The 18,057-nt window shown below is 66.5% G+C and carries 20 protein-coding genes and 2 pseudogenes; 10 read left to right on the top strand and 12 right to left on the bottom strand.

Annotated features, from left to right (window positions below):
* Positions 1-24: 24 nt before the first annotated feature.
* From GOPIP_RS23945 to napA, 3 genes are all read right to left on the bottom strand, one after another.
* Positions 25-708: a superoxide dismutase family protein gene (locus GOPIP_RS23945; RefSeq protein WP_006372420.1), complete on the bottom strand. Its 684-nt coding sequence runs from the start codon at positions 706-708 to the stop codon at positions 25-27.
* 166 nt (positions 709-874) lie between these two features.
* The gene (locus GOPIP_RS23940; protein WP_006372419.1) at positions 875-1,369 is read right to left on the bottom strand and encodes a LytR C-terminal domain-containing protein; all 495 of its coding nucleotides are present in this window, start codon (positions 1,367-1,369) and stop codon (positions 875-877) included.
* 54 nt (positions 1,370-1,423) lie between these two features.
* Positions 1,424-1,786, bottom strand: coding sequence for a nucleoid-associated protein NapA (gene napA, locus GOPIP_RS23935; RefSeq protein ID WP_006372418.1), 363 nt, complete (start codon positions 1,784-1,786; stop codon positions 1,424-1,426).
* 229 nt (positions 1,787-2,015) lie between these two features.
* On the opposite strand from napA, the gene GOPIP_RS23930 reads away from it, so the two are divergent.
* Genes GOPIP_RS23930 through GOPIP_RS23915 form a run of 4 tightly spaced genes read left to right on the top strand, consistent with a single transcriptional unit; the run spans position 2,016 to position 4,666 of the window.
* Positions 2,016-2,624 (top strand): peptide deformylase, encoded by a 609-nt coding sequence (locus GOPIP_RS23930; RefSeq protein ID WP_006372417.1) that lies wholly within the window; start codon positions 2,016-2,018, stop codon positions 2,622-2,624.
* 8 nt (positions 2,625-2,632) lie between these two features.
* On the top strand, positions 2,633-3,646 hold the full coding sequence (locus GOPIP_RS23925) for an N-acetylglutamate synthase, CG3035 family (RefSeq protein ID WP_006372416.1): 1,014 nt from the start codon (positions 2,633-2,635) through the stop codon (positions 3,644-3,646).
* Entirely contained in the window at positions 3,643-4,140 is a 498-nt protein-coding gene (locus GOPIP_RS23920; protein WP_006372415.1) for a guanyl-specific ribonuclease, read from the top strand. Before GOPIP_RS23925 ends, GOPIP_RS23920 begins: the two co-directional genes overlap by 4 nt.
* Positions 4,141-4,153: 13 nt before the next feature.
* The gene (locus GOPIP_RS23915; RefSeq protein WP_006372414.1) at positions 4,154-4,666 is read left to right on the top strand and encodes a barstar family protein; all 513 of its coding nucleotides are present in this window, start codon (positions 4,154-4,156) and stop codon (positions 4,664-4,666) included.
* Positions 4,667-4,695: 29 nt separating this feature from the next.
* On the opposite strand, the gene GOPIP_RS23910 is transcribed toward GOPIP_RS23915, so the two are convergent.
* From GOPIP_RS23910 to GOPIP_RS23895, 4 genes are all read right to left on the bottom strand, one after another.
* Complete coding sequence (locus tag GOPIP_RS23910) at positions 4,696-5,658, bottom strand: ABC transporter substrate-binding protein (RefSeq protein ID WP_006372413.1); 963 nt, start codon at positions 5,656-5,658, stop codon at positions 4,696-4,698.
* 17 nt (positions 5,659-5,675) lie between these two features.
* The gene (locus GOPIP_RS23905) at positions 5,676-6,605 is read right to left on the bottom strand and encodes an MTB12 C-terminal domain-containing protein (RefSeq protein ID WP_006372412.1); all 930 of its coding nucleotides are present in this window, start codon (positions 6,603-6,605) and stop codon (positions 5,676-5,678) included.
* A 163-nt stretch (positions 6,606-6,768) separates the two neighbouring features.
* The gene (locus GOPIP_RS23900; RefSeq protein ID WP_006372411.1) at positions 6,769-7,530 is read right to left on the bottom strand and encodes a siderophore-interacting protein; all 762 of its coding nucleotides are present in this window, start codon (positions 7,528-7,530) and stop codon (positions 6,769-6,771) included.
* A gap of 123 nt (positions 7,531-7,653) precedes the next feature.
* Positions 7,654-8,007, bottom strand: a complete 354-nt coding sequence (locus GOPIP_RS23895; RefSeq protein ID WP_006372410.1) for a MarR family winged helix-turn-helix transcriptional regulator — start codon at positions 8,005-8,007, stop codon at positions 7,654-7,656.
* 129 nt (positions 8,008-8,136) lie between these two features.
* On the opposite strand from GOPIP_RS23895, the gene GOPIP_RS23890 reads away from it, so the two are divergent.
* Positions 8,137-8,550 carry a hypothetical protein gene (locus tag GOPIP_RS23890; protein ID WP_006372409.1) on the top strand — a complete coding sequence of 138 codons (414 nt, stop codon included), beginning with the start codon at positions 8,137-8,139 and terminating at the stop codon, positions 8,548-8,550.
* Between the two features lie 90 nt (positions 8,551-8,640).
* Positions 8,641-9,438 (top strand): annotated as a pseudogene (locus GOPIP_RS23885) (integrase core domain-containing protein).
* A gap of 100 nt (positions 9,439-9,538) precedes the next feature.
* Here GOPIP_RS23885 and GOPIP_RS23880 read toward each other — a convergent pair.
* Positions 9,539-9,886: a GNAT family N-acetyltransferase gene (locus tag GOPIP_RS23880; RefSeq protein ID WP_026920356.1), complete on the bottom strand. Its 348-nt coding sequence runs from the start codon at positions 9,884-9,886 to the stop codon at positions 9,539-9,541.
* Between the two features lie 354 nt (positions 9,887-10,240).
* On the opposite strand from GOPIP_RS23880, the pseudogene thiC reads away from it, so the two are divergent.
* Both thiC and thiD read left to right on the top strand, forming a co-directional pair.
* Positions 10,241-11,916, top strand: a pseudogene (gene thiC, locus GOPIP_RS23875) (phosphomethylpyrimidine synthase ThiC).
* Positions 11,913-12,785 (top strand): bifunctional hydroxymethylpyrimidine kinase/phosphomethylpyrimidine kinase, encoded by an 873-nt coding sequence (gene thiD, locus GOPIP_RS23870; RefSeq protein WP_006372404.1) that lies wholly within the window; start codon positions 11,913-11,915, stop codon positions 12,783-12,785. The pseudogene thiC and the gene thiD overlap by 4 nt, the downstream one beginning before the upstream one ends.
* A 66-nt stretch (positions 12,786-12,851) precedes the next feature.
* Here the strand turns inward: thiD and GOPIP_RS23865 are convergent, their stop codons facing one another.
* On the bottom strand, positions 12,852-13,211 hold the full coding sequence (locus GOPIP_RS23865; protein WP_006372403.1) for a VOC family protein: 360 nt from the start codon (positions 13,209-13,211) through the stop codon (positions 12,852-12,854).
* Positions 13,212-13,284: 73 nt separating this feature from the next.
* On the opposite strand from GOPIP_RS23865, the gene GOPIP_RS23860 reads away from it, so the two are divergent.
* Positions 13,285-14,082, top strand: a complete 798-nt coding sequence (locus GOPIP_RS23860) for an HAD-IIA family hydrolase (RefSeq protein WP_014358821.1) — start codon at positions 13,285-13,287, stop codon at positions 14,080-14,082.
* A gap of 88 nt (positions 14,083-14,170) precedes the next feature.
* Here the strand turns inward: GOPIP_RS23860 and GOPIP_RS23855 are convergent, their stop codons facing one another.
* The gene (locus GOPIP_RS23855) at positions 14,171-14,554 is read right to left on the bottom strand and encodes an SHOCT domain-containing protein (protein ID WP_006372401.1); all 384 of its coding nucleotides are present in this window, start codon (positions 14,552-14,554) and stop codon (positions 14,171-14,173) included.
* Between the two features lie 69 nt (positions 14,555-14,623).
* Between GOPIP_RS23855 and GOPIP_RS23850 the strand changes: the two genes are divergently transcribed.
* Complete coding sequence (locus tag GOPIP_RS23850) at positions 14,624-15,754, top strand: LLM class flavin-dependent oxidoreductase (protein ID WP_006372400.1); 1,131 nt, start codon at positions 14,624-14,626, stop codon at positions 15,752-15,754.
* Here the strand turns inward: GOPIP_RS23850 and egtD are convergent.
* The gene (egtD, locus tag GOPIP_RS23845) at positions 15,735-16,703 is read right to left on the bottom strand and encodes an L-histidine N(alpha)-methyltransferase (RefSeq protein ID WP_006372399.1); all 969 of its coding nucleotides are present in this window, start codon (positions 16,701-16,703) and stop codon (positions 15,735-15,737) included. The genes GOPIP_RS23850 and egtD overlap by 20 nt on opposite strands.
* On the bottom strand, positions 16,700-17,971 hold the full coding sequence (egtB, locus tag GOPIP_RS23840; RefSeq protein WP_006372398.1) for an ergothioneine biosynthesis protein EgtB: 1,272 nt from the start codon (positions 17,969-17,971) through the stop codon (positions 16,700-16,702). Before egtB ends, egtD begins: the two co-directional genes overlap by 4 nt.
* Positions 17,972-18,057: the final 86 nt, after the last annotated feature.

Genomic DNA, 18,057 nt, shown 5'->3' with positions numbered 1-18,057 from the left:
GGGGCGCCGGTTGTGGCGGCAGACTTACTGCGCCGCCGAGATCTGACCGCACGCCAGACGCGCCCCGCCGTCACCGGTGCTCATCGTCTCCTCGTCCGGGCCGGGCTGGCCGTTGGAGGTGTACCGATTGGGGATGTTGGCGAAGTTGTCGGCGTTCTCGTGGATGATGATCGTCTTGTTGGCGATCTGCGACAGGTCGACCGCCGACGTCGAGGTCGTCGTGGAACCCGATCCGTCGGACAGGATGTTGATCGACACAAGGTCACCGCTCGACGGGTGACCGGTGTGACCGTCGACCTGCAGGTGGCCGCCCGCCGAGACGAACTTGTCGGCCGTGGTGCAGGTGCTGCCGGAGTGGATGTGCATCGCATGGAATCCGGCGGGGATACCACTGCCGGCCTTGACGGTGACGGTGACACCGAGCGCGGAGCCGTTGGGCCGGAAGACGGCCTCACCGATGCTCTTCCCGTCGGTGTTGATCAGCGAGGCGGTTTCGGTCTGGCCACCGCTGGCCGGGATGTTGTCGGCGTCCACGAGACCACCCTGGGGTGCCTGGTCGCCGGTCTGCACAGCCGGGGTGGTGCCCTTCTCGCTGGTCGTCGGCTCGTTGGGAGTACATGCCGCCAAGGCCAACCCGACGGCACCCGCCGACGCGAGCACCGCGAGGGCACGCATGGTCGCAGAGCCTGCTTTCGAATTGACGGTCATCTCGCTCCTCGAGTGATGTGTGATGGGACACCGGCACCCATGCCGGCACAGATGTCGGCACTCGTGCCGGGGTCAATGCCGTGGGCCTCGGCACTGAAGTATGCGGGATCGGCGGTGCGAGTGCCTGATCGGGGGTGCCCGGGATTCCCGGGTGAGGTGTGCCGGGTCATCGCTGCACCGCGACGACGGCGATACCGCCGACGCACCTGCTGAAGGAACTCCCCAGGTTCGCGCGGGAGTCGACGGTGTAATCGTTGTCGAGGGCCTGGGCGATCTTGTCGGCCTGGTCCTTCTGCGCCGGCGACGAGTACACGACGGTGTTCTGCGAGAAGCCGCCGTCGTAGTTGCTCTGGGCATTGATGCCGATCGTGGTGAAGCCCTTGCCCTTGAGTTCTTCGTCGACCTCGGTCGCCAGCCCGGTGACGGTGCCCGCGTTGATCACGCAGATCCGGGCGTTGCCGGCCGCCGAGGACGAGGTGCTCGCCGGGGCACTCGTGGTGCTCGGCACGCTGGACTGGGCGGCCTGCAACTGGGCTTCGGGATTGTCGCCGGACGTCGCCGCGTGATGCCATCCCAGGGCCACGAACACGATGGCGACCGCAAAGAGCACCATGGCCCCGGCCCGCAGTGGCAGGCGGTTCGACTCGCGATCAGCATTCATCACCGATGACCTTAACGCACATCGGCCGGTGCGCCCGCGACGCTGCCGCCGCCGCTAGGTGATCTCGAACCCGAGCCGACGCGCCGCGCGCGCCTTCTGCCGGGATGCCCGCAGCCGGCGCAGCCGCTTGACCAACATCGGGTCGGCGGCCAGCGCCTCGGGACGATCCACCAGGGCGTTGAGGATCTGGTAATAGCGGGTCGCCGAGAGTCCGAAGAGTTCCTTGATCGCTTCTTCCTTGGCCCCCGCGTACTTCCACCACTGCCGCTCGAAGGCGAGGATGTCGTGTTCGCGGCGCGACAGACCGTCGGGTCCGACCGCATTGGGGTCGACCGCCTGCGCACCATCGTCGGGAGTGGTCACCGAATCCGGCCGATCACTCTGCTGCTTCTGGTCACGCGCTGCTGCGCCGTCCATCTCGCTCCCTCGAAGATCTCGCTGCAACACCTCACACCGCGCACTTTCCGACGAGCCGGCCATCGAGAATCACAGCGGTGTGGTTCGTGAATATCTAACCACGCACGGCACCGGCCGAGGTGGTGTGACTCGCGGGGGAAGCCGACCCCGCTCACCCCGTCCCCGAGCCGCGCCGTGGCCCGCCGTCACCGACGGTCGACGAATATTCGCGCACAGTAATCTGTCCCGCATGGCAATCCTCCCGATCTGCATTGTCGGCGAACCGGTCCTGCATCGCGCGACCGAGCCGGTCGAACTCGACGCGCAGGGACGACCCTCGGCGGAGATCGTGACCCTGCTCGACGACATGTACGAGACGATGGACGCCGCCAACGGTGTCGGCCTGGCCGCCAACCAGGTCGGGGTCGGCAAGCGGATGTTCGTCTACGACTGCCCCGACGGCGAGTCCCGGCTGTCGACGACTCGGCGTCGCGGCGAGGTCGTGAACCCCGTGCTGGAGACCTCGGAGATCCCCGAGACCATGCCCGACCCCGACGACAACGACGAAGGCTGCCTGTCGGTGCCCGGCGAGCAGTTCCCCACCGGGCGGGCCGACTGGGCGCGGGTCACCGGAGTCGACCGCACGGGCGCCGAGGTCGTCCTCGAGGGCCGCGGGTTCTTCGCGCGGATGCTGCAGCACGAGGTCGGTCATCTCGACGGCTTCCTCTACGTCGACGTCTTGGTCGGCCGCAACGCCCGCGCCGCCAAGAAGGCCATCAAACGCAATGGCTGGGGCGTGCCCGGACTCACCTGGGTGCCCGGCGAGCAGGCCGACCCCTTCGGCCACGACGACGACTGATTCCGGCGATGGCGGTGGGCGATGACGGACCCGACCTCGGCGCATACCGAGGCGACCGCGTCGTGGTGCGCTATCTGTTGGGCGAGGCAACTCCCGCCGATTGGCGCGACTGGCCCAACCCGGCTCCGGCACGCTCCGGTGGTCCCACCCAATCGGACGTGACCGGGTTTCTCGTCGAAGACGGGGACCCCGTTCGACTCGACCGAAACGGCACCGTCGAAGAGATTCCGCGCGCGGCGATCACCTCGCTGCGGGTGTTGTCGGCGGTTCCTGTGCGCAACAGCGAGATTCGCGCCCTCGAGCACGCCGCGGCCGCAGCCTGGCCCGGCACCGAGCAGGCGTGGATCGAGGGCTGGTTGGTGCGGGCCGGTGCAGGCATCTCCCGGCGCGCCAATTCGGCCATCGCCCTGGACCGTTCGGCGCGCCTCGACCCGGCCACCCGATCGGCCATCGAATCCTGGTATGCCGCCCGCGATCTGCCGACGCTGATCGCGACACCTGAACGACCGGTACCACCGGGGGTCGACGGTGTGCCCGCATCGCCGGTCATCCACGTGTTGACCGCCGGGCCCACCACCAATCACCCATTCCCCGAACACCCGGACGTCATCCTGCGATCGACCCCGACCCCTGACTGGCTCCGGGCCTACCTCGGTCCCGACACCGACATCGATTTGGCCACAGCGGTATTGGGCGCGACCCTCGACGACGCGCCGGTGACCTTCGCCGCCATCGAGGATGCGGGCCGACCGATCGCGATCGGGCGCGGCGCGGTCACCGAATCACCCGACGGCACACGCATGCTCGGCCTGACGGCGCTGTGGACCGATCCGGCGCGACGCCGCGAACATCTGGGCGACGCCATGCTCACACGATTGCGGCAATGGGGTGCCGAGAACGGGGCCGCGCGCGCGTACCTGCAGGTCGAGTCCGGCAACCGGATCGCCGGCACCTGGTATCGTGCACGCGGTTTCGCATTGCACCACCGCTACCGCTACATCGAACCACGGACGTCGTCGTGACCGGCGGGCCGAGAGGTCGCGGCGCGGCCGGCCCGAGTCCCGCTCGGCGTCGGCGGCAGGCGGTGATCTCCGCGGCGGCACTGGTGGTGATCGCCGTCGTCGTGATCGTGACATGGGTGATCGACAACTCCCACGACGGCTCCTCGTCATCGGGGGCCTCGTCGTCGGGGGTCTCGTCCACATCTGCCCCGTCGAACACCCGGGTTCCCGCCCGGGTGCGCCAGACCCTGGCGCTCATCGATGCGGGCACATGGCCTGCGGCGGCCAACGCACCGGGTACCCGCGGCGGAATCGTGTTCCGCAACAACGAAGGTCGGCTACCGTCGACCACGTCATCCGGAAAGGCGATCACCTACCGCGAATGGGACGTCAACCCGAAGGAGCCGGGCCGATCCCGCGATGCGGAGCGCATCGTCACCGGCAGCGACGGATCGGCCTGGTACACCGACGACCACTATCAGACCTTCGTACTCATCAGGGGCCCGACTTCATGAAGACGCGGAACACATGACAACACAACAGGTGTCGCTGCGCGAGTTCCTGATCGGCGCCGCCGGGCGTGGACCGGCGGTGGGGTTGATCGTGGGCCCTGATGACGTAGCCACCACCGACGACGTGCCCCGACCGGACGGTTTCCGAGTGCGGGTGATCACCGGCACCCGACTGACCACTCGCCCCGATGTGTTCGACGAGTTCGCTCGAAGTTGGCGATTCCCCGACCATTTCGGGCGCAACGCCGACGCCTTCGACGACTGCATGCGCGACCTCGATCAGCCCGCGGGAATCACCGGATTCCTCACCGTGCTCACCGACGCCCAGCACGTGCTGCCGCACGCCGACGACACATTCGCCTGGTTCGCGCGATCACTGGTGTTTTACCGGGATCACTACCGCGACTTCGCCGATCCCCCGTCCACATTCGCCGTGTTGCTCTCGACGCCGGTGGCGGCACGCGGGGCCACCCTGGCGCGGTGGCGGGCCACCGGCATCGCCGTCGCGTCGGTGATCCCGGACAGCTGAGGGATTCCCGACCGCTGGTCTCGGAGGCTCTACTGCCCCGCCGCGCGGGCCAACGCCGGACGCAACCGGTCGAGGACGTAGACGGTGGCGTTCGGTGACGGCTCGTTGAGTCCGGTGATCTGTACCTGATCCATCATCGACACCGCGCCGGTCTTCACCGAGGTGAGGTTGCGGTATCCGGGCAGCCCGACGAGGCGGGTGCGCAGGGCGTCGGACTGGGTGGCCATCACCAGGACGTCGGAGTTGAGCCACGGCAGGTTCTCGGCGCTGATCTGGAATCTTGGTTGTCCGGTCGTCGTGCTCTGTTGCACCAGCCGGGGTGCCATCGTCAGTCCCAGTGAGGTGAAGAGTTTGCCGGCCCCGTCCTGCGGGTCACCGAGGACCGAGATCTGGTCGGACCCATACATGTAGGCGAACGAGTATGTCTTACCCTTCAGCCCCGGGTACTCCGCGGCGACGGCGTTGATCTTGGCGTCGACGCCGGAGATGATCTGGGTGGCCTTGTCCGGCTGGTGCAGGATGGTGCCCATCAGGGTGACCATGTCCTGCCACGGATCGACCTGCGCCCCACTGATCTTGTCGATGGTCGGCGCGATCTTTGTCAGTTTGTCGAAAACCCCACTCATGGAGGCGAATCCGGGCGCGACGATGAGATCGGGTTTGAGGTTGGCCACATCGGCGACGATGTCGCCGTTGGGGTTGAGCGGCGTGGAGTCGGCGAGTTTGGTGCCGTACCACGGCGGGAGTTGCTTGGCGGTGGCCTGGATCGCGTCGTAGTAGCCGACCGGTTTCTGCCCGAACGACAGCAGCACATCGGTCCACTGCCCGCCGAGGGTGACGATCCGCGTGGGGGTCTGCGGGATCGTCACCGACCGGCCGTCGGGCAGGTTGATCTGCACGGAGCCACCGGAATCCGACTCGTCGGGCGACGAGCAGGCGGCGAGTCCGATGATCACCGCGGCGGCGATCAATACTCCGAGCAATGCCCGCATCCTGGCCATTCCGGCGCTCACACCGAGCACGGGATCATGGCGTACGAGGCGATGCCGCAGACACTCTCGTTGGACAGCTTCCACTTGCCGTCCAGCCAGAGCCATCTCATCGGTTTGTAGCGAGACCCGTTGCCCACCAAGGACATCTGAAGCTGCGCATTCATCGTGGTACCGCTGACGGTCACCGGGCCGATGATCTGATAGCTGAACCCGGAATTGGGATATGCGGCCAACAACCTCGACACGGCGTCGACCGAGGTCAGTGCCTGCTGACCGCCTTGGAGTTCGGCGGCGCGGGTGGCGCGGGGTGCGCCGGTGTTCATCACGAGCTTGATCTTGGTGGTCAACTGCGCCGGCGTCAGTGCCGCCGGGGTGACCGCCGCGGGCGCGGTGGCCTGCGGTGCGCCGGCTTGCGGTGCAGCCGGCTGCGCGGGAGCCACCGCGGTCGGGGTCACGGCACCGGCCGCCGGCGGGACGGCCTCGGTCGGAGCCGCGGCGGGCACCTGACCTGCCGGCGCCTGTGCCGAGGGCGCCGCTGCACCCGGTGCCGCCGGTGCCTGCGCGGTTTGCGCGCCCCCGAGGTTCACCACCGTCGGCTGCGCGGCCGTGTTCTGCAGTCCGTTGCGGTTGTCGACCAGGAGCAACCCGACCACCCCGATCGTGACGATGAGTGCCGAGATCACCGCGGCGACACCCGCCGACGCCAGCACCGTGGGCCAGTTGAGGGACGAGCCGCCCGACACGTCCTCGTCTGGGCCTTCCAAATCTTGGCCCTCCGGATCTTGGCCCTCCGGCTCTACCGGGGCGATCTCTGCGGCCGCGGCTGCGTGCTGCTCGGTCGGCTGGTCGTCCCCGTACGGCGCATCGAAACCGCGGCTCTCGTATGCCTGACCCGGATAGCCGGATGTGGCCCCGTGCCCCTGTGTCCCGTACCCCTGCGTCACCATCGTGCTCCTGTCCTGGCAGCAGGACCTTCACTCCCCCGAAGCCCCTGTTCAGGAAAGGCTAACCTGCCTACGGCGTCAAACCCAAGCCCGGTTTGTGGGGATGGGCGGGATTCATCCGTATGAAGTCATCCGTCCGGCCTCGCCTGTCCCGGCCGGCGAATGATCAGGACGGGGCCGCGTCGACCTGCCAGTACGCCAACGCCTTGACACGCTTCTTGCCGAGCCCGAATCCGGTGCGGAACACCTCGGCGACGACCCGGGTGTTCACCGAATCGAGTGCCACCCAACCGAAATGGTCGGGTTTCGCGGTAGCCGCGGCACGCACCGCCTCGACGAGGGCGCTCCCGTCGGCGCCCCGCTCGATCCAGTGGATGGTGTCCTGCGGACGCAACCGAACCGGTAGGTCACGGTCGTCGTCGTGGGAGTACTCGAACCAGATCGTCGCGCCGACCTGCGGTCCCGACGCGGCACTGAGCGCGTCGAGGAGTGAGTTGATCGCAGGAAGCGACGCCGGGTCGCCGGCGACGAGCCAACCGGCGGGCGCGGGCTCGGGGATCGCGAACTTGGAGCCCATGAAGGTGGCGCTGATGGTGTCACCAGGCTTGGCGGCCAGCGCCCATCGCAGTGCCGCACCGTCGTGGACGGCGAACTCGATGAAGAAACTGTCGGTCGCCGGATCCGGGTCGGCGAGGGTGTAGCCACGCTGATGGGCCTTGCCGTTCGATTCGAACCACAGCCGCACCCACATCGTGGGATGGACGGGCCGATCGGTGAGCACACCACCGCCGGTGAATCCGAGCCGGATGTAGTGCTCGGTGATCTTCTCGGTGCTGGTGACCGTGAACTCGTAATCGTCGGCACGCAGCAGTTTGAGAACCGCCCCCTGCCACCCGCGCGACGGCGCCTTGTGTGTGGTCTCGGCCATGGGAAACGGCCCCTTTCCTCGAACGTCGGTGTCGAGGTCAGGGTAGCCTAACCAATAAGAGAGGCGCCCGGGCGTTACGGCTAACTGTTGCCGGCCAGGAGGTTGTTGACGTCCTGGAGTTGCTCAGGGCCGAGCGACGCGCTCGAGAAGGGCAAGGAGCGTGGCGCATTCCTTCCGGGTCAGGTTGCCGAACACGGCATCTTGGACCTCGACGATGGTGTCAGCCAAGCGTTTGGCCGTCCGCTGGCCATCGCTGGTAAGCGACACCAGTTGACGGCGCCCATGGCTGGGATCTTTGGCACGGGAGACCAGGCCGCGGTCTTCGAGTGCTCGGACGGTGTGAGTGACGTCTCGGGGGTCCAGGGCCGCGGCTGCGCCGAGGTCCGTCTGGCTCAGCTGGTCAGCAGCGGCAAGCGCCGACAGACACCGATACTCGTACCCGTTGACGCCCTCTTTTGCAAGCAGTGCCAGAAGCACTTGGTGCGACCTGGTCGCAGCCGAGCTCAAAATCCAAGTGGGCAGGGAGGTGAGATCTGGCGGCACGGCGTTGCCTCCTGTTGGTGATACCAATACAGTATTGGTTACACCAACATCTTAGGAGAACTGATGTCATCTGCGCGCCCCTTGCCCACCGTGATCGGACCTACCGAGAACGCCTTGCGTGCGCTTCTGGCCCGGGCCTTGTCGTCAACCCTGATCCCCGGCTATTCGGCTTGGGTTGTCCTCAATGCCGTGAGTGCTGCGAGGCCGGGCAACAACTGGCGGGAGCGGACGGCAGAAGGACTCAAGGCAAACCCGGACGACCTCGAGGTCGTGCTCGACGAGCTTCGCTCCGCAGGACTGGTCGACGGCGGCGAGGTGCTGACCGCGAGGGGAGCCGACGAGCTCGCCGCCACGCGAGCGGCGGTAACCGAAGTGACCCGCGGCCTTGTCGAGGGAATCGACGAGGCCCAGCAAGAGACGACTCGCCAGGTACTCGACGCGATCCGACGAAAGGCGGAAGAGCTGCTGAGCGCGTGAAGCGGATGAACGACCTGACGCGGGCGTCCCGTGGCCACCAGGAGGGTACGGGAGCGGGGCTCGTTCTGTTCGGTGCCGTTGAGGTGTCCGATTGACCGTCACGTATCGCATCGCAACGCCCCGCTGACACTTGAAGGTCGTCGACGACTGATTGAACGGACTCGCACCAGGCCGATCGCGCACGTCGCTGCCGAGATGGGGATCTCCCGTGCGACGGCCTCGAAGTGGGTCAACCGGTACCGGCGCTTTGGAGAGCTCGGCCCGGTCGACCGCGCGTCCACAAATGGTCGGCATCTGGAATCACCTTCGAGCTCCAGATGGACGGGTTGACGATCAGTCGCCGTACAGTGACCCGCCACCTCGCGGTGCTCGGCCTCAACCATCGCCGGTTCATCGACCCCGATGGCGAGAACAGCCGCAAGCCACAGAAGTTCGTCGCCAAACGGCCCGGGCACATGGTCCGCATCGAACGTGAAGAAGGTCGGACGCATCCCCGACGGCGGAGGCTGGCGCACCCACGGCAAGAACAGCGACCGCGCCCGACAGGTTGCGCGCCGCAAAGGCAAGTCGGAGCGCGGCGGCTACGTCTACCTGCACTCCGCCATCGACGGGTACTCCCGGCCTCGCCTACACCGAGGCCCTGGAAGGCATCAGCGGATCACGCCCTACACGCCACGCCACAACGGGAAAGTAGAGCGCCACAACCGGATCATCTCCGAGGAGTTCCTCTACGCCCGTACCTGGATCTCCGAGGACCAACGCCGAGAAGCCCTTGGCGTGTGGAACGTCCACTACAACTACCACCGGCCACACAGCGCCGCCGACGGAGAACCACCAGCGTCACTGCTGCCGACCGGCGTAAGTAACGTGCTTGCCTCTTACAGCTAACAGTTCAGACCGGTGCCATCGGCACAGTTCAGACCGGTGCCATCGGCACAGTTCAGACCGGTGCCATCGGCACAGTTCAGACCGGTGCCATCGGCACAGTTCAGACCGGTGCCATCGGCACGATGCCGGGATGGCCGTCGAGGAACTGTTTGGTGAATGTGCACACCGGGCGTACGCGGGCGTTCTGATCCCGGATGAATGCCAGGGCCCCGCGGGTGAGCCGCGTGCCGAGACCGTGGCCGGTGTACTCGTCGTAGAGGACGGTGTGCAGCACGGTCACCGTGCGCTGACCGTCCTTCTCCTCGATCGAGTAACCCAGGACGCCGACGAGATCGCCCGCAACCCAGAGCTCGAATCGCTCCCGATCCGGATTGTGCACGACCTGGGAGATCTGCTGCAGAATCGATTGCGCCGACTGCGGCGGGCGATGCCGGTGTTTGCGATTCATGGTGTTCATAACCCCTCATCACGTCGCGGTGACACGACAACGAAATTCGAGTCGTCGGCGCCCCTCCGACGACGGACCCACCTCTGTGATCCGGGTCACACCATACCCTACGGTTACGTAGGCGCAAGGCGTCGCGATGAAACAACCTCAGGTCAACCCGGTTACGAAGGTGACAACACGGCGGGGGTTCCGGCGCGGGCGAATCCGGGTATGGTGTCGGGTGCGCGCTTCGTCGCGCACAGCTCACACAACTTCACCACGCGGGGGCTCCCACGATCCGGGGGCTGAGAGGGCGACTGGCGGTCGCCGACCGCCCGAACCTGTCCGGGTAATGCCGGCGTAGGGAGAACGCTCATGGGCACACGTGTATCCACCACCGAGGCCGTCGACAACGACACCCTCACCACCGGCCCGATTCAGGGCAGCACCAAGCACTACCTCGAGGTCGACGAACTGCGGATTCCGCAGCGACGCATCCACCTCACCAACGGCGAGTATCTCGACGTGTACGACACGTCGGGGCCCTACACCGATCCACGGGAGAGCATCGACGTCGCCAACGGCCTCGCCCCGACTCGTGACCAGTGGCAGCGCCCGCCCCCATCGACGGCGCTGCCACCCAATTGGCCTGGGCCCGAGCGGGTCTGGCGACACCGGAGATGCGGTTCATCGCTGCGCGCGAGAACGTGGAGGTCGAGGTGGTGCGCCGCGAGGTCGCCGCCGGACGGGCGGTGATCCCCGCCAATCATCGTCATCCGGAATCCGAACCGATGATCATCGGCAAGGCATTCGCGGTGAAAGTCAATGCCAACATCGGCAATTCGGCAGTCACCAGCTCCATCGCCGAGGAGGTCGAGAAGATGGTGTGGGCCACCCGCTGGGGCGCCGACACCATCATGGATCTCTCCACCGGCTCCGACATCCACATGACCCGCGAATGGATACTGCGGAATTCGCCCGTACCGGTCGGCACGGTACCCATCTACCAGGCACTCGAGAAGGTCAAGGGTGACCCGATCAAGCTGACCTGGGAGATCTACCGCGACACCGTGATCGAGCAGGCCGAGCAGGGCGTCGACTACATGACCGTGCACGCCGGGGTCCTGCTGCGCTATGTCCCGCTGACCGCACGCCGGGTCACCGGCATCGTCTCGCGCGGCGGGTCGATCATGGCCGCCTGGTGCCTGGCGCACCACGAGGAATCGTTTCTCTACACACATTTCGACGAGCTGTGCGAGATCTTCGCCCGCTACGACATCACCTTCTCCCTCGGCGACGGTCTACGGCCCGGGTCGATCGCCGACGCCAACGACGAGGCGCAGTTCGCTGAGTTGCGCACCCTCGGCGAACTCACCACCAAGGCGAAATCCCATGGTGTGCAAGTGATGATCGAGGGTCCGGGCCATGTACCGATGCACAAGATCGCCGAGAACGTGCGCCTTGAGGAAGAACTCTGTTCCGAGGCACCGTTCTACACGCTGGGCCCGCTGGCCACCGATATCGCACCCGCGTACGACCACATCACCTCGGCGATCGGCGCGGCGATGATCGCACAGGCCGGCACCGCGATGCTCTGTTATGTGACACCCAAGGAGCATCTGGGGCTGCCCGATCGTGACGACGTCAAGGTCGGCGTGATCACCTACAAGATCGCCGCGCACTCCGCCGACCTCGCCAAGGGGCATCCCCGCGCACAGGAACGCGACGACGCATTGTCCAAGGCGCGCTTCGAGTTCCGGTGGACCGACCAGTTCAACCTCGCCCTCGACCCGGACACCGCTCGCGAGTACCACGACGAGACGCTGCCCGCCGAGCCGGCCAAGACCGCCCACTTCTGCTCGATGTGCGGTCCCAAGTTCTGCTCGATGCGCATCTCCGCCGACGTCCGCGCCTATGCCGAGGAGAACAATCTGGTGACCGCCGAGGACATCGACCGCAAGATCGCCGAGGAGATGGCCGCCAAGTCGGCCGAGTTCACCGATGCGGGTGGCCGGATCTACCTGCCGATCGACGCCGGGAGTTCTACGTGACCGACGTACCCCTGTTGCCCACCGCCGCACCGGGATCGACACCCGTGCGGGTGCTGACGATCGCCGGGTCGGATTCCGGTGGCGGTGCGGGCATCCAGGCCGATCTGCGCACCTTTGCCCTGTTGGGGCTGCACGGATGCGTCGCCGTGACCGCGGTGACCGTGCAGAACTCACTGGGCGTCAGCGGTTTTCAGGAGATCACTCCGGATGTGGTGGCCGCGCAGATCGATTCGGTGGTCTCCGACATCGGCGTCGGCGCGGCCAAGTCCGGGATGCTCGCCTCGGCACCGATCATCGCCGCCGTCGCGCAGGCGTGCGCCGATGCCGGCATCGGCCGCGACGCCGGCATCCCGTTCGTTCTCGACCCGGTGTGTGCGTCGATGCACGGCGATCCGCTGCTGGCCACCGAAGCCCTGGACACGTTGCGCACCACGCTCTTTCCGCTGGCCACCGTCGTCACCCCGAATCTCGACGAGGTGCGGCTGATCACCGGCATCGAGGTGGTCGACGAGTCGACCCAGCGCGATGCCGCGCGGGCACTGCACGATCTGGGGCCGCAGTGGGCCCTGGTGAAGGGGGGCCATCTCCGGTCGAGCGATCAGAGCCCCGATCTGCTGTTCGACGGCGCGGAGTTCCACGAGTTCACGCACGCGCGCGTCGACACCGGCCACGACCACGGAGCCGGTGACACATTGGCCGCGGCCACCGCATCGGCGCTCGCCCACGGCTGTTCGGTGCCCGAGGCGGTGGCCTTCGCCAAGCGCTGGGTGACGCGCGGACTCGAGGCCGCCTACCCCCTCGGCGCCGGCCACGGTCCGGTGAACCCGCTCTGGCGGGTGGAGATCACCCCGGAAGCGCCAGCGCGGTGACCATGGCGCACCAGCGCGGTGATCATGGCGCGCCAGCGCGGTGATCATGGCGCGCCAGCGCGGTGATCAAGCGTGTGACAGCACGTTGACGACGTTGCCACCGGCGTCGGCGAAGAAGAAACGGCGCACGCCCCACTCCTCGTCGGTCAGCGGATGCACGATCTCGACACCTTCGGCGACTGCGTCCGCGTAAGCCCGGTCGACGTCGGAAACCTCCAGTGAGGCAACCGGATTCACCGGCGCGGTGGCATCACGGGTCATCACGCTGAACTGGGCGGTGCCGCCACCGGCGGTCCCGGCAGTGCCCAGCGTGGCGATCCACCCGAGGTTCATCAGCACGTCGAGCCCGAGAACGGTGCGGTAGGTCCGCACCGCGGCATCGAGATCGTCGACCGTCAGGATGGGTACCGCGCGCGAGAGCTCCATGCTGCTCATCATAGGTGGACCACTCGAGGGAACGGGTCGCCACGGCAGGTCGCCACCCCGTAGCGTTGGCACCATGAGTTGGAACTACCTCATGGACATGGACGGCGTGCTCATCCGCGAGGAGCACCTGATCCCCGGCGCCGACGCATTGATTGCGGAGTTACGCGACAACGGGATTCCGTTCACCGTGCTCACCAACAACTCGATCCGGACGCCACGCGACCTGCGTGCGCGCCTGCTGCGGACCGGCCTCGACATCCCCGAGGATGCCATCTGGACCTCGGCACTGGCGACGGCCCGCTTCCTCGACACCCAACGGCCGAACGGCTCGGCGTATGTGGTCGGTGAGTCCGGGCTGACCACCGCCCTGCACGAAATCGGCTATGTCATCACCGATGTCGACCCCGACTATGTGGTCCTCGGCGAGACGCGGACCTATTCGTTCGAGGCGATCACCACCGCGATCCGGCTCGTCGAGCGCGGCGCCCGGTTCATCGCGACCAACCCGGACGCGACCGGACCGTCCACCCAGGGCTCGTTGCCGGCGACCGGTGCGGTCGCCGCACTCATCACCCGGGCCACCAACCGCGACCCGTATTACGTGGGCAAGCCGAATCCGCTGATGATGCGCTCGGCGTTGCGGAGGATGGGGGCCCACTCGGAGAACACCCTGATGATCGGTGACCGGATGGACACCGACGTCATCTCCGGTCTCGAGGCGGGTCTGCAGACGATCCTGGTGCTCTCGGGCATCTCGACGCCGGAGTCGGTGGAGCTCTACCCGTACCGTCCCACACGCGTCATCGCCTCGGTCGCCGACCTCGTCGGGCACACCGACCATCCGTTCGTCTCCGAACCGGAGAGCCTGTAGCGCACACCGATCCACCGTCGACCCTGATCACGAGAACGACCGCCCGTGTCGATGATTCGAAGCGGGCGGTCGTCTGTGGTGATCGGGCTCAGTGCGCGAGAGCCTTCGCCTTCAGGTGCTCGAATTCTTCATTGTTGATCGCACCGGAATCGAGAAGCGATTTCGCATCGGCGATCTGTTGTGCCGGAGAAGTTCCCGCGACGGTCTTGATGTAATCGTCGGATTCCTTCTTGTATTCGACTGCGGCTTTCTGGGCACGCTCGGCCATTCCCTGCCCCTTGACCAGCAGGTAGGCGAGCGCCGTCAGATACGGCAGGATGATCAGGAAGATCACCCAGATCGCCTTGGACCAGCCGGAGGCCTTATGGTCGCGGAACAGGTCGGCAATGATGTACCACAAAACGATCAGATACGCGACGAACGCGAAGATGATCACCATCGACCACAAGAAGTTCCAGAACGAATCCCACATCGGGAGTGCTCCTTAAGAGATCAGAGTGCGTGGTCAGTTTTCTGACCGGAATCAGCATCTCACAAAAACATGAAATCAGACCCGCGAGACGGACAATTGACGACCAACGTCCCCAGTGGGCGCCGGTTCGGCACAATCGGTGAGGTGAACGTAGAACTCGGGCTCGACACCTTCGGCGATGTGACGGTCGATGAGGCCGGCGCACCGAACCCCGCGGCCCAGACGATCCGCGACCTGCTCGATCAGGCGGTTCTCGCCGACGAGGTCGGCGTCGACTTCCTCGGCGTGGGCGAACACCACCGCGACGACTACGCCGTCTCGGCGCCGGAAGTGGTGCTCGGGGCTGTTGCCGCGCGCACCACGCGGATCCGGCTCGGCACTGCGGTGACCGTGCTCGGTTCCGACGATCCGATCCGCGTATTCGAGCGCTTCTCGACACTCGACGCGCTGTCGTCGGGTCGTGCGGAGGTCATCCTGGGCCGCGGATCGTTCACCGAGTCGTTCCCGTTGTTCGGCTTCGACCTCGAACAGTACGAGGAACTGTTCTCCGACAAGCTTGATCTGTTCGCCCACTTGCGAACCGGGCGCCCGATCACCTGGTCCGGGACCACCCGCGCACCGTTGACGGATCAGACCGTCCACCCCCCACTCGAGACTCCCCCACTACCGACGTGGATCGCGGTCGGCGGCAGCCCGGAGTCGGTGGTGCGCGCCGCACGGTACGGCCTACCGCTGATGCTCGCCATCATCGGCGGCGATCCCCTGCGGTTCGCGCCGTACGCCGACCTGTATCGGCGGGCACTGGCACAGTTCGACAAATCGACCGATCTCCCGGTGGGCGTGCACTCACCGGGCCACGTCGCCGACACCGACGAGCAGGCCCGCGACGAATTGTGGCCGCACTACCGCACGTATGTGGCGCGAATCGGCGCCGAACGCGGCTGGCCCGCACCGACGCGCATCGAGTTCGACCGGTCGACCGGACCCGGCGGTTCGCTCTACGTCGGCTCACCGGAGACGGTGGCGCACAAGATCGCCCACACCGTTCGGGCCTTGGGACTCGATCGCTTCGACCTCAAGTACTCCCACGGCACACTGCCGCATCGTGCCATGATGCGCAGCGTCGAACTCTATGGCACCCAGGTCATCCCGCGGGTTCGCGAGATCCTGGGCGACGCCGTCACCGACGCGCGAGAGTGAGGGAGAAGTCCCCCATCGGGTCGGTCCAGCTCGTGACGGGCGCCAGTCCGGCGTCGGCGAGTTCGCCCTGCAGCACCGACAAATCGAACTTGGTGCTGATCTCCGTCCGGATCTCGGCACCGGCCGGAAGACGCCAACGACGTTGCAGGTCACCGAAGTAGGCATCGATGTCCCGGCGCGCCCGCAACCACATCTCGATGCGGTGGCGCTCGGGATTCCACCGGGCGATGTGGTCGAAGTCGTCGGCGTACAGTCCCACGGCGTCGAGCCCGGTACGCAGGACCTCGATCATGTTGCGATTGAAATCCGCTGTCACCCCGGCCTTGTCGTTGTAGGCGGCGACAAGCCGACCGGTGTCCTTGATGAGGTCGGCACCGAGGAGGAAGTAGTCGCCGGGTGCGAGGGTGGTGGCAAGACCGGTGAAGAACGCGCGACGCCCGTCGTCGTCGAAGTTGCCGATCGTCCCGCCGAGGAACACCGCCAGCCGTGCCCCGTCGCACGACGGTAGGACAAGCCCGGTATCGGTGAAATCCCCTTCGACCGGCCGGATGTCGATGCCCGGGTAGTCGCCGGCGAGGATGCCGGCGGATTCGGCGAGCATCTCGGCGCTGACGTCGACGGGGACGTAGACGAATTGTCCGGCCGGGCGATGGCCGATCCGCTGACCCGTGCGGGTGAACGCATCGAGGAGGAGTCGGGTCTTGGTCGATGTGCCCGAACCGAATTCGACCATCATCGCCGCGTTCGTGGCATCGACGATGTCGTCGGCGTGGTCGCGCAGGATGGCGGTCTCACGCCTGGTCGGGTAGTACTCGGGTAGCCGGGTGATCTCGTCGAACAGCCTGCTGCCGCGTTCGTCGTAGAGCCATTTCGTCGGCAGCACCGGCGGGGTGGACCACAGACCGGCGAGAGCGTCGGCGGCCAGCGGCGTCAGTGTTTCGACGGTCACCGGGCGAGCCTCAGACCGGCGAACACCCAACGCGACGGTGCCGGGAAGAAATTGCGGTACGTCACGCGCTCGTGGCCGCGCGGCGTGATGGCGGCTGCGCCGCGCAGAACATGTTGATCGCTCATGAACTTTCCGTTGTATTCGCCGACCGCCCCGTTCGCCGGGACGAACCCCGGATACGGAAGATAGGCACTCGAGGTCCATTCCCACACATTGCCGATCATCGCCGCGTCATCGGATCCGGCGACCGATCGGGGGTGACAACGATTCGGGTCCAACAACTCTGCGCGCTGGGCACCGAGCGTGGATGCGGCGGTCTCCCATTCGAATTCGGTGGGCAGACGGGCTCCGGCCCACCGGGCGTAGGCATCTGCCTCGTAGAAGCTCACATGCAGCACCGGTTCACCGGGATCGAGCGGTCGCCGACCCGAAAGCGTGTACGTCGTCCACTGCCCGTCGTCGTCGCGGCGCCAGTAGCCCGGAGCCTGCCAGCCGGCCTGCCGCAGGTGCGCCCACCCGTCGGACAACCACAACTCGTGGCGCCGATAGCCGTCGTCGGCGATGAACTCCAGCCAGTCGGCGTTGGTGACCGGACGCTCGGCGATCTCGAAGTCCTCCAAGAAGACTCGATGCCGCGGACCCTCGTTGTCGTAGGAGAATCCGGCTCCCGGATCGGCGCCGACCTCGGTGACGCCACCGGCGACCGAGCGCCATGTCATCGGCCCCGGCGCGCTCGGCGCATCGAGTTCGCGGTCGACGTAGATCGGGCCGGGCGTGAGCGGAATCGTCGAGAAGAGATGCTTGACGTCCATGAGCAGCAATTCCTGGTGTTGCTGTTCGTGATTGCAGCCCAGTTCGACGAGGTCGAGTGCGGCGTCGTCGAGGGCGCCACGCGTCAGGGCACTTTCCATCGCCGCGTCCACGTAGTTGCGGTAGTGGGTGATGTCGTCGACGCCGGGTCGGGTGACCAGGCCGCGATCCGGTCGCGGATGGCGTTCGCCGACAGCCTCGTAGTAGCTGTTGAACAGATAGCGATAGGACTCGTCGTACACCACATAGCCGGGATCGCGGCGGAGGATGAACTCCTCGAAAAACCATGTGACGTGGGCCCGATGCCATTTGGCGGGGCTGGCCTCGGTCATCGATTGCGGGGTCTGGTCTTCGGGCGACAACCGGTCGGCCAGCAGGTCGGTGAGCTCCCGGACTTCTCGAAAGCGTTGCGCCGGCGACTGATCGGTGTGTACGGAGATACGTTCGGTGATGCTCACTGGAGGTCCTCCCGTGGCGTGCGGACGCGGGGTTCATCGACCCCGCCCACTCCATCGTTCCCACGACTACGCCGACTGTCAACGAG

It is taken from the genome of Gordonia polyisoprenivorans NBRC 16320 = JCM 10675, assembly GCF_000241325.1.
GTDB classification, from domain to species: Bacteria; Actinomycetota; Actinomycetes; order Mycobacteriales; family Mycobacteriaceae; genus Gordonia; species Gordonia polyisoprenivorans.
Note: the sequence above shows the minus strand (reverse complement) of the source record. Positions and strands in the feature narration are given on the sequence as shown.

Bases quoted from the DNA above. Each gene is read 5' to 3' on its own strand.
- GOPIP_RS23850 (WP_006372400.1), top strand. From the start codon at position 14,624: ATGAAATCAGACCCGCGAGACGGACAATTGACGACCAACGTCCCCAGT.
- GOPIP_RS23855 (WP_006372401.1), bottom strand. From the start codon at position 14,554: ATGTGGGATTCGTTCTGGAACTTCTTGTGGTCGATGGTGATCATCTTC.
- napA (WP_006372418.1), bottom strand. From the start codon at position 1,786: ATGGACGGCGCAGCAGCGCGTGACCAGAAGCAGCAGAGTGATCGGCCG.
- GOPIP_RS23905 (WP_006372412.1), bottom strand. From the start codon at position 6,605: ATGGTGACGCAGGGGTACGGGACACAGGGGCACGGGGCCACATCCGGC.
- GOPIP_RS23940 (WP_006372419.1), bottom strand. From the start codon at position 1,369: ATGAATGCTGATCGCGAGTCGAACCGCCTGCCACTGCGGGCCGGGGCC.
- GOPIP_RS23910 (WP_006372413.1), bottom strand. From the start codon at position 5,658: ATGCGGGCATTGCTCGGAGTATTGATCGCCGCCGCGGTGATCATCGGA.
- GOPIP_RS23865 (WP_006372403.1), bottom strand. From the start codon at position 13,211: ATGGAGCTCTCGCGCGCGGTACCCATCCTGACGGTCGACGATCTCGAT.
- GOPIP_RS23925 (WP_006372416.1), top strand. From the start codon at position 2,633: ATGGCGGTGGGCGATGACGGACCCGACCTCGGCGCATACCGAGGCGAC.
- GOPIP_RS23945 (WP_006372420.1), bottom strand. From the start codon at position 708: ATGACCGTCAATTCGAAAGCAGGCTCTGCGACCATGCGTGCCCTCGCG.
- GOPIP_RS23915 (WP_006372414.1), top strand. From the start codon at position 4,154: ATGACAACACAACAGGTGTCGCTGCGCGAGTTCCTGATCGGCGCCGCC.
- GOPIP_RS23880 (WP_026920356.1), bottom strand. From the start codon at position 9,886: ATGAATCGCAAACACCGGCATCGCCCGCCGCAGTCGGCGCAATCGATT.
- GOPIP_RS23900 (WP_006372411.1), bottom strand. From the start codon at position 7,530: ATGGCCGAGACCACACACAAGGCGCCGTCGCGCGGGTGGCAGGGGGCG.
- GOPIP_RS23890 (WP_006372409.1), top strand. From the start codon at position 8,137: ATGTCATCTGCGCGCCCCTTGCCCACCGTGATCGGACCTACCGAGAAC.
- GOPIP_RS23930 (WP_006372417.1), top strand. From the start codon at position 2,016: ATGGCAATCCTCCCGATCTGCATTGTCGGCGAACCGGTCCTGCATCGC.
- GOPIP_RS23860 (WP_014358821.1), top strand. From the start codon at position 13,285: ATGAGTTGGAACTACCTCATGGACATGGACGGCGTGCTCATCCGCGAG.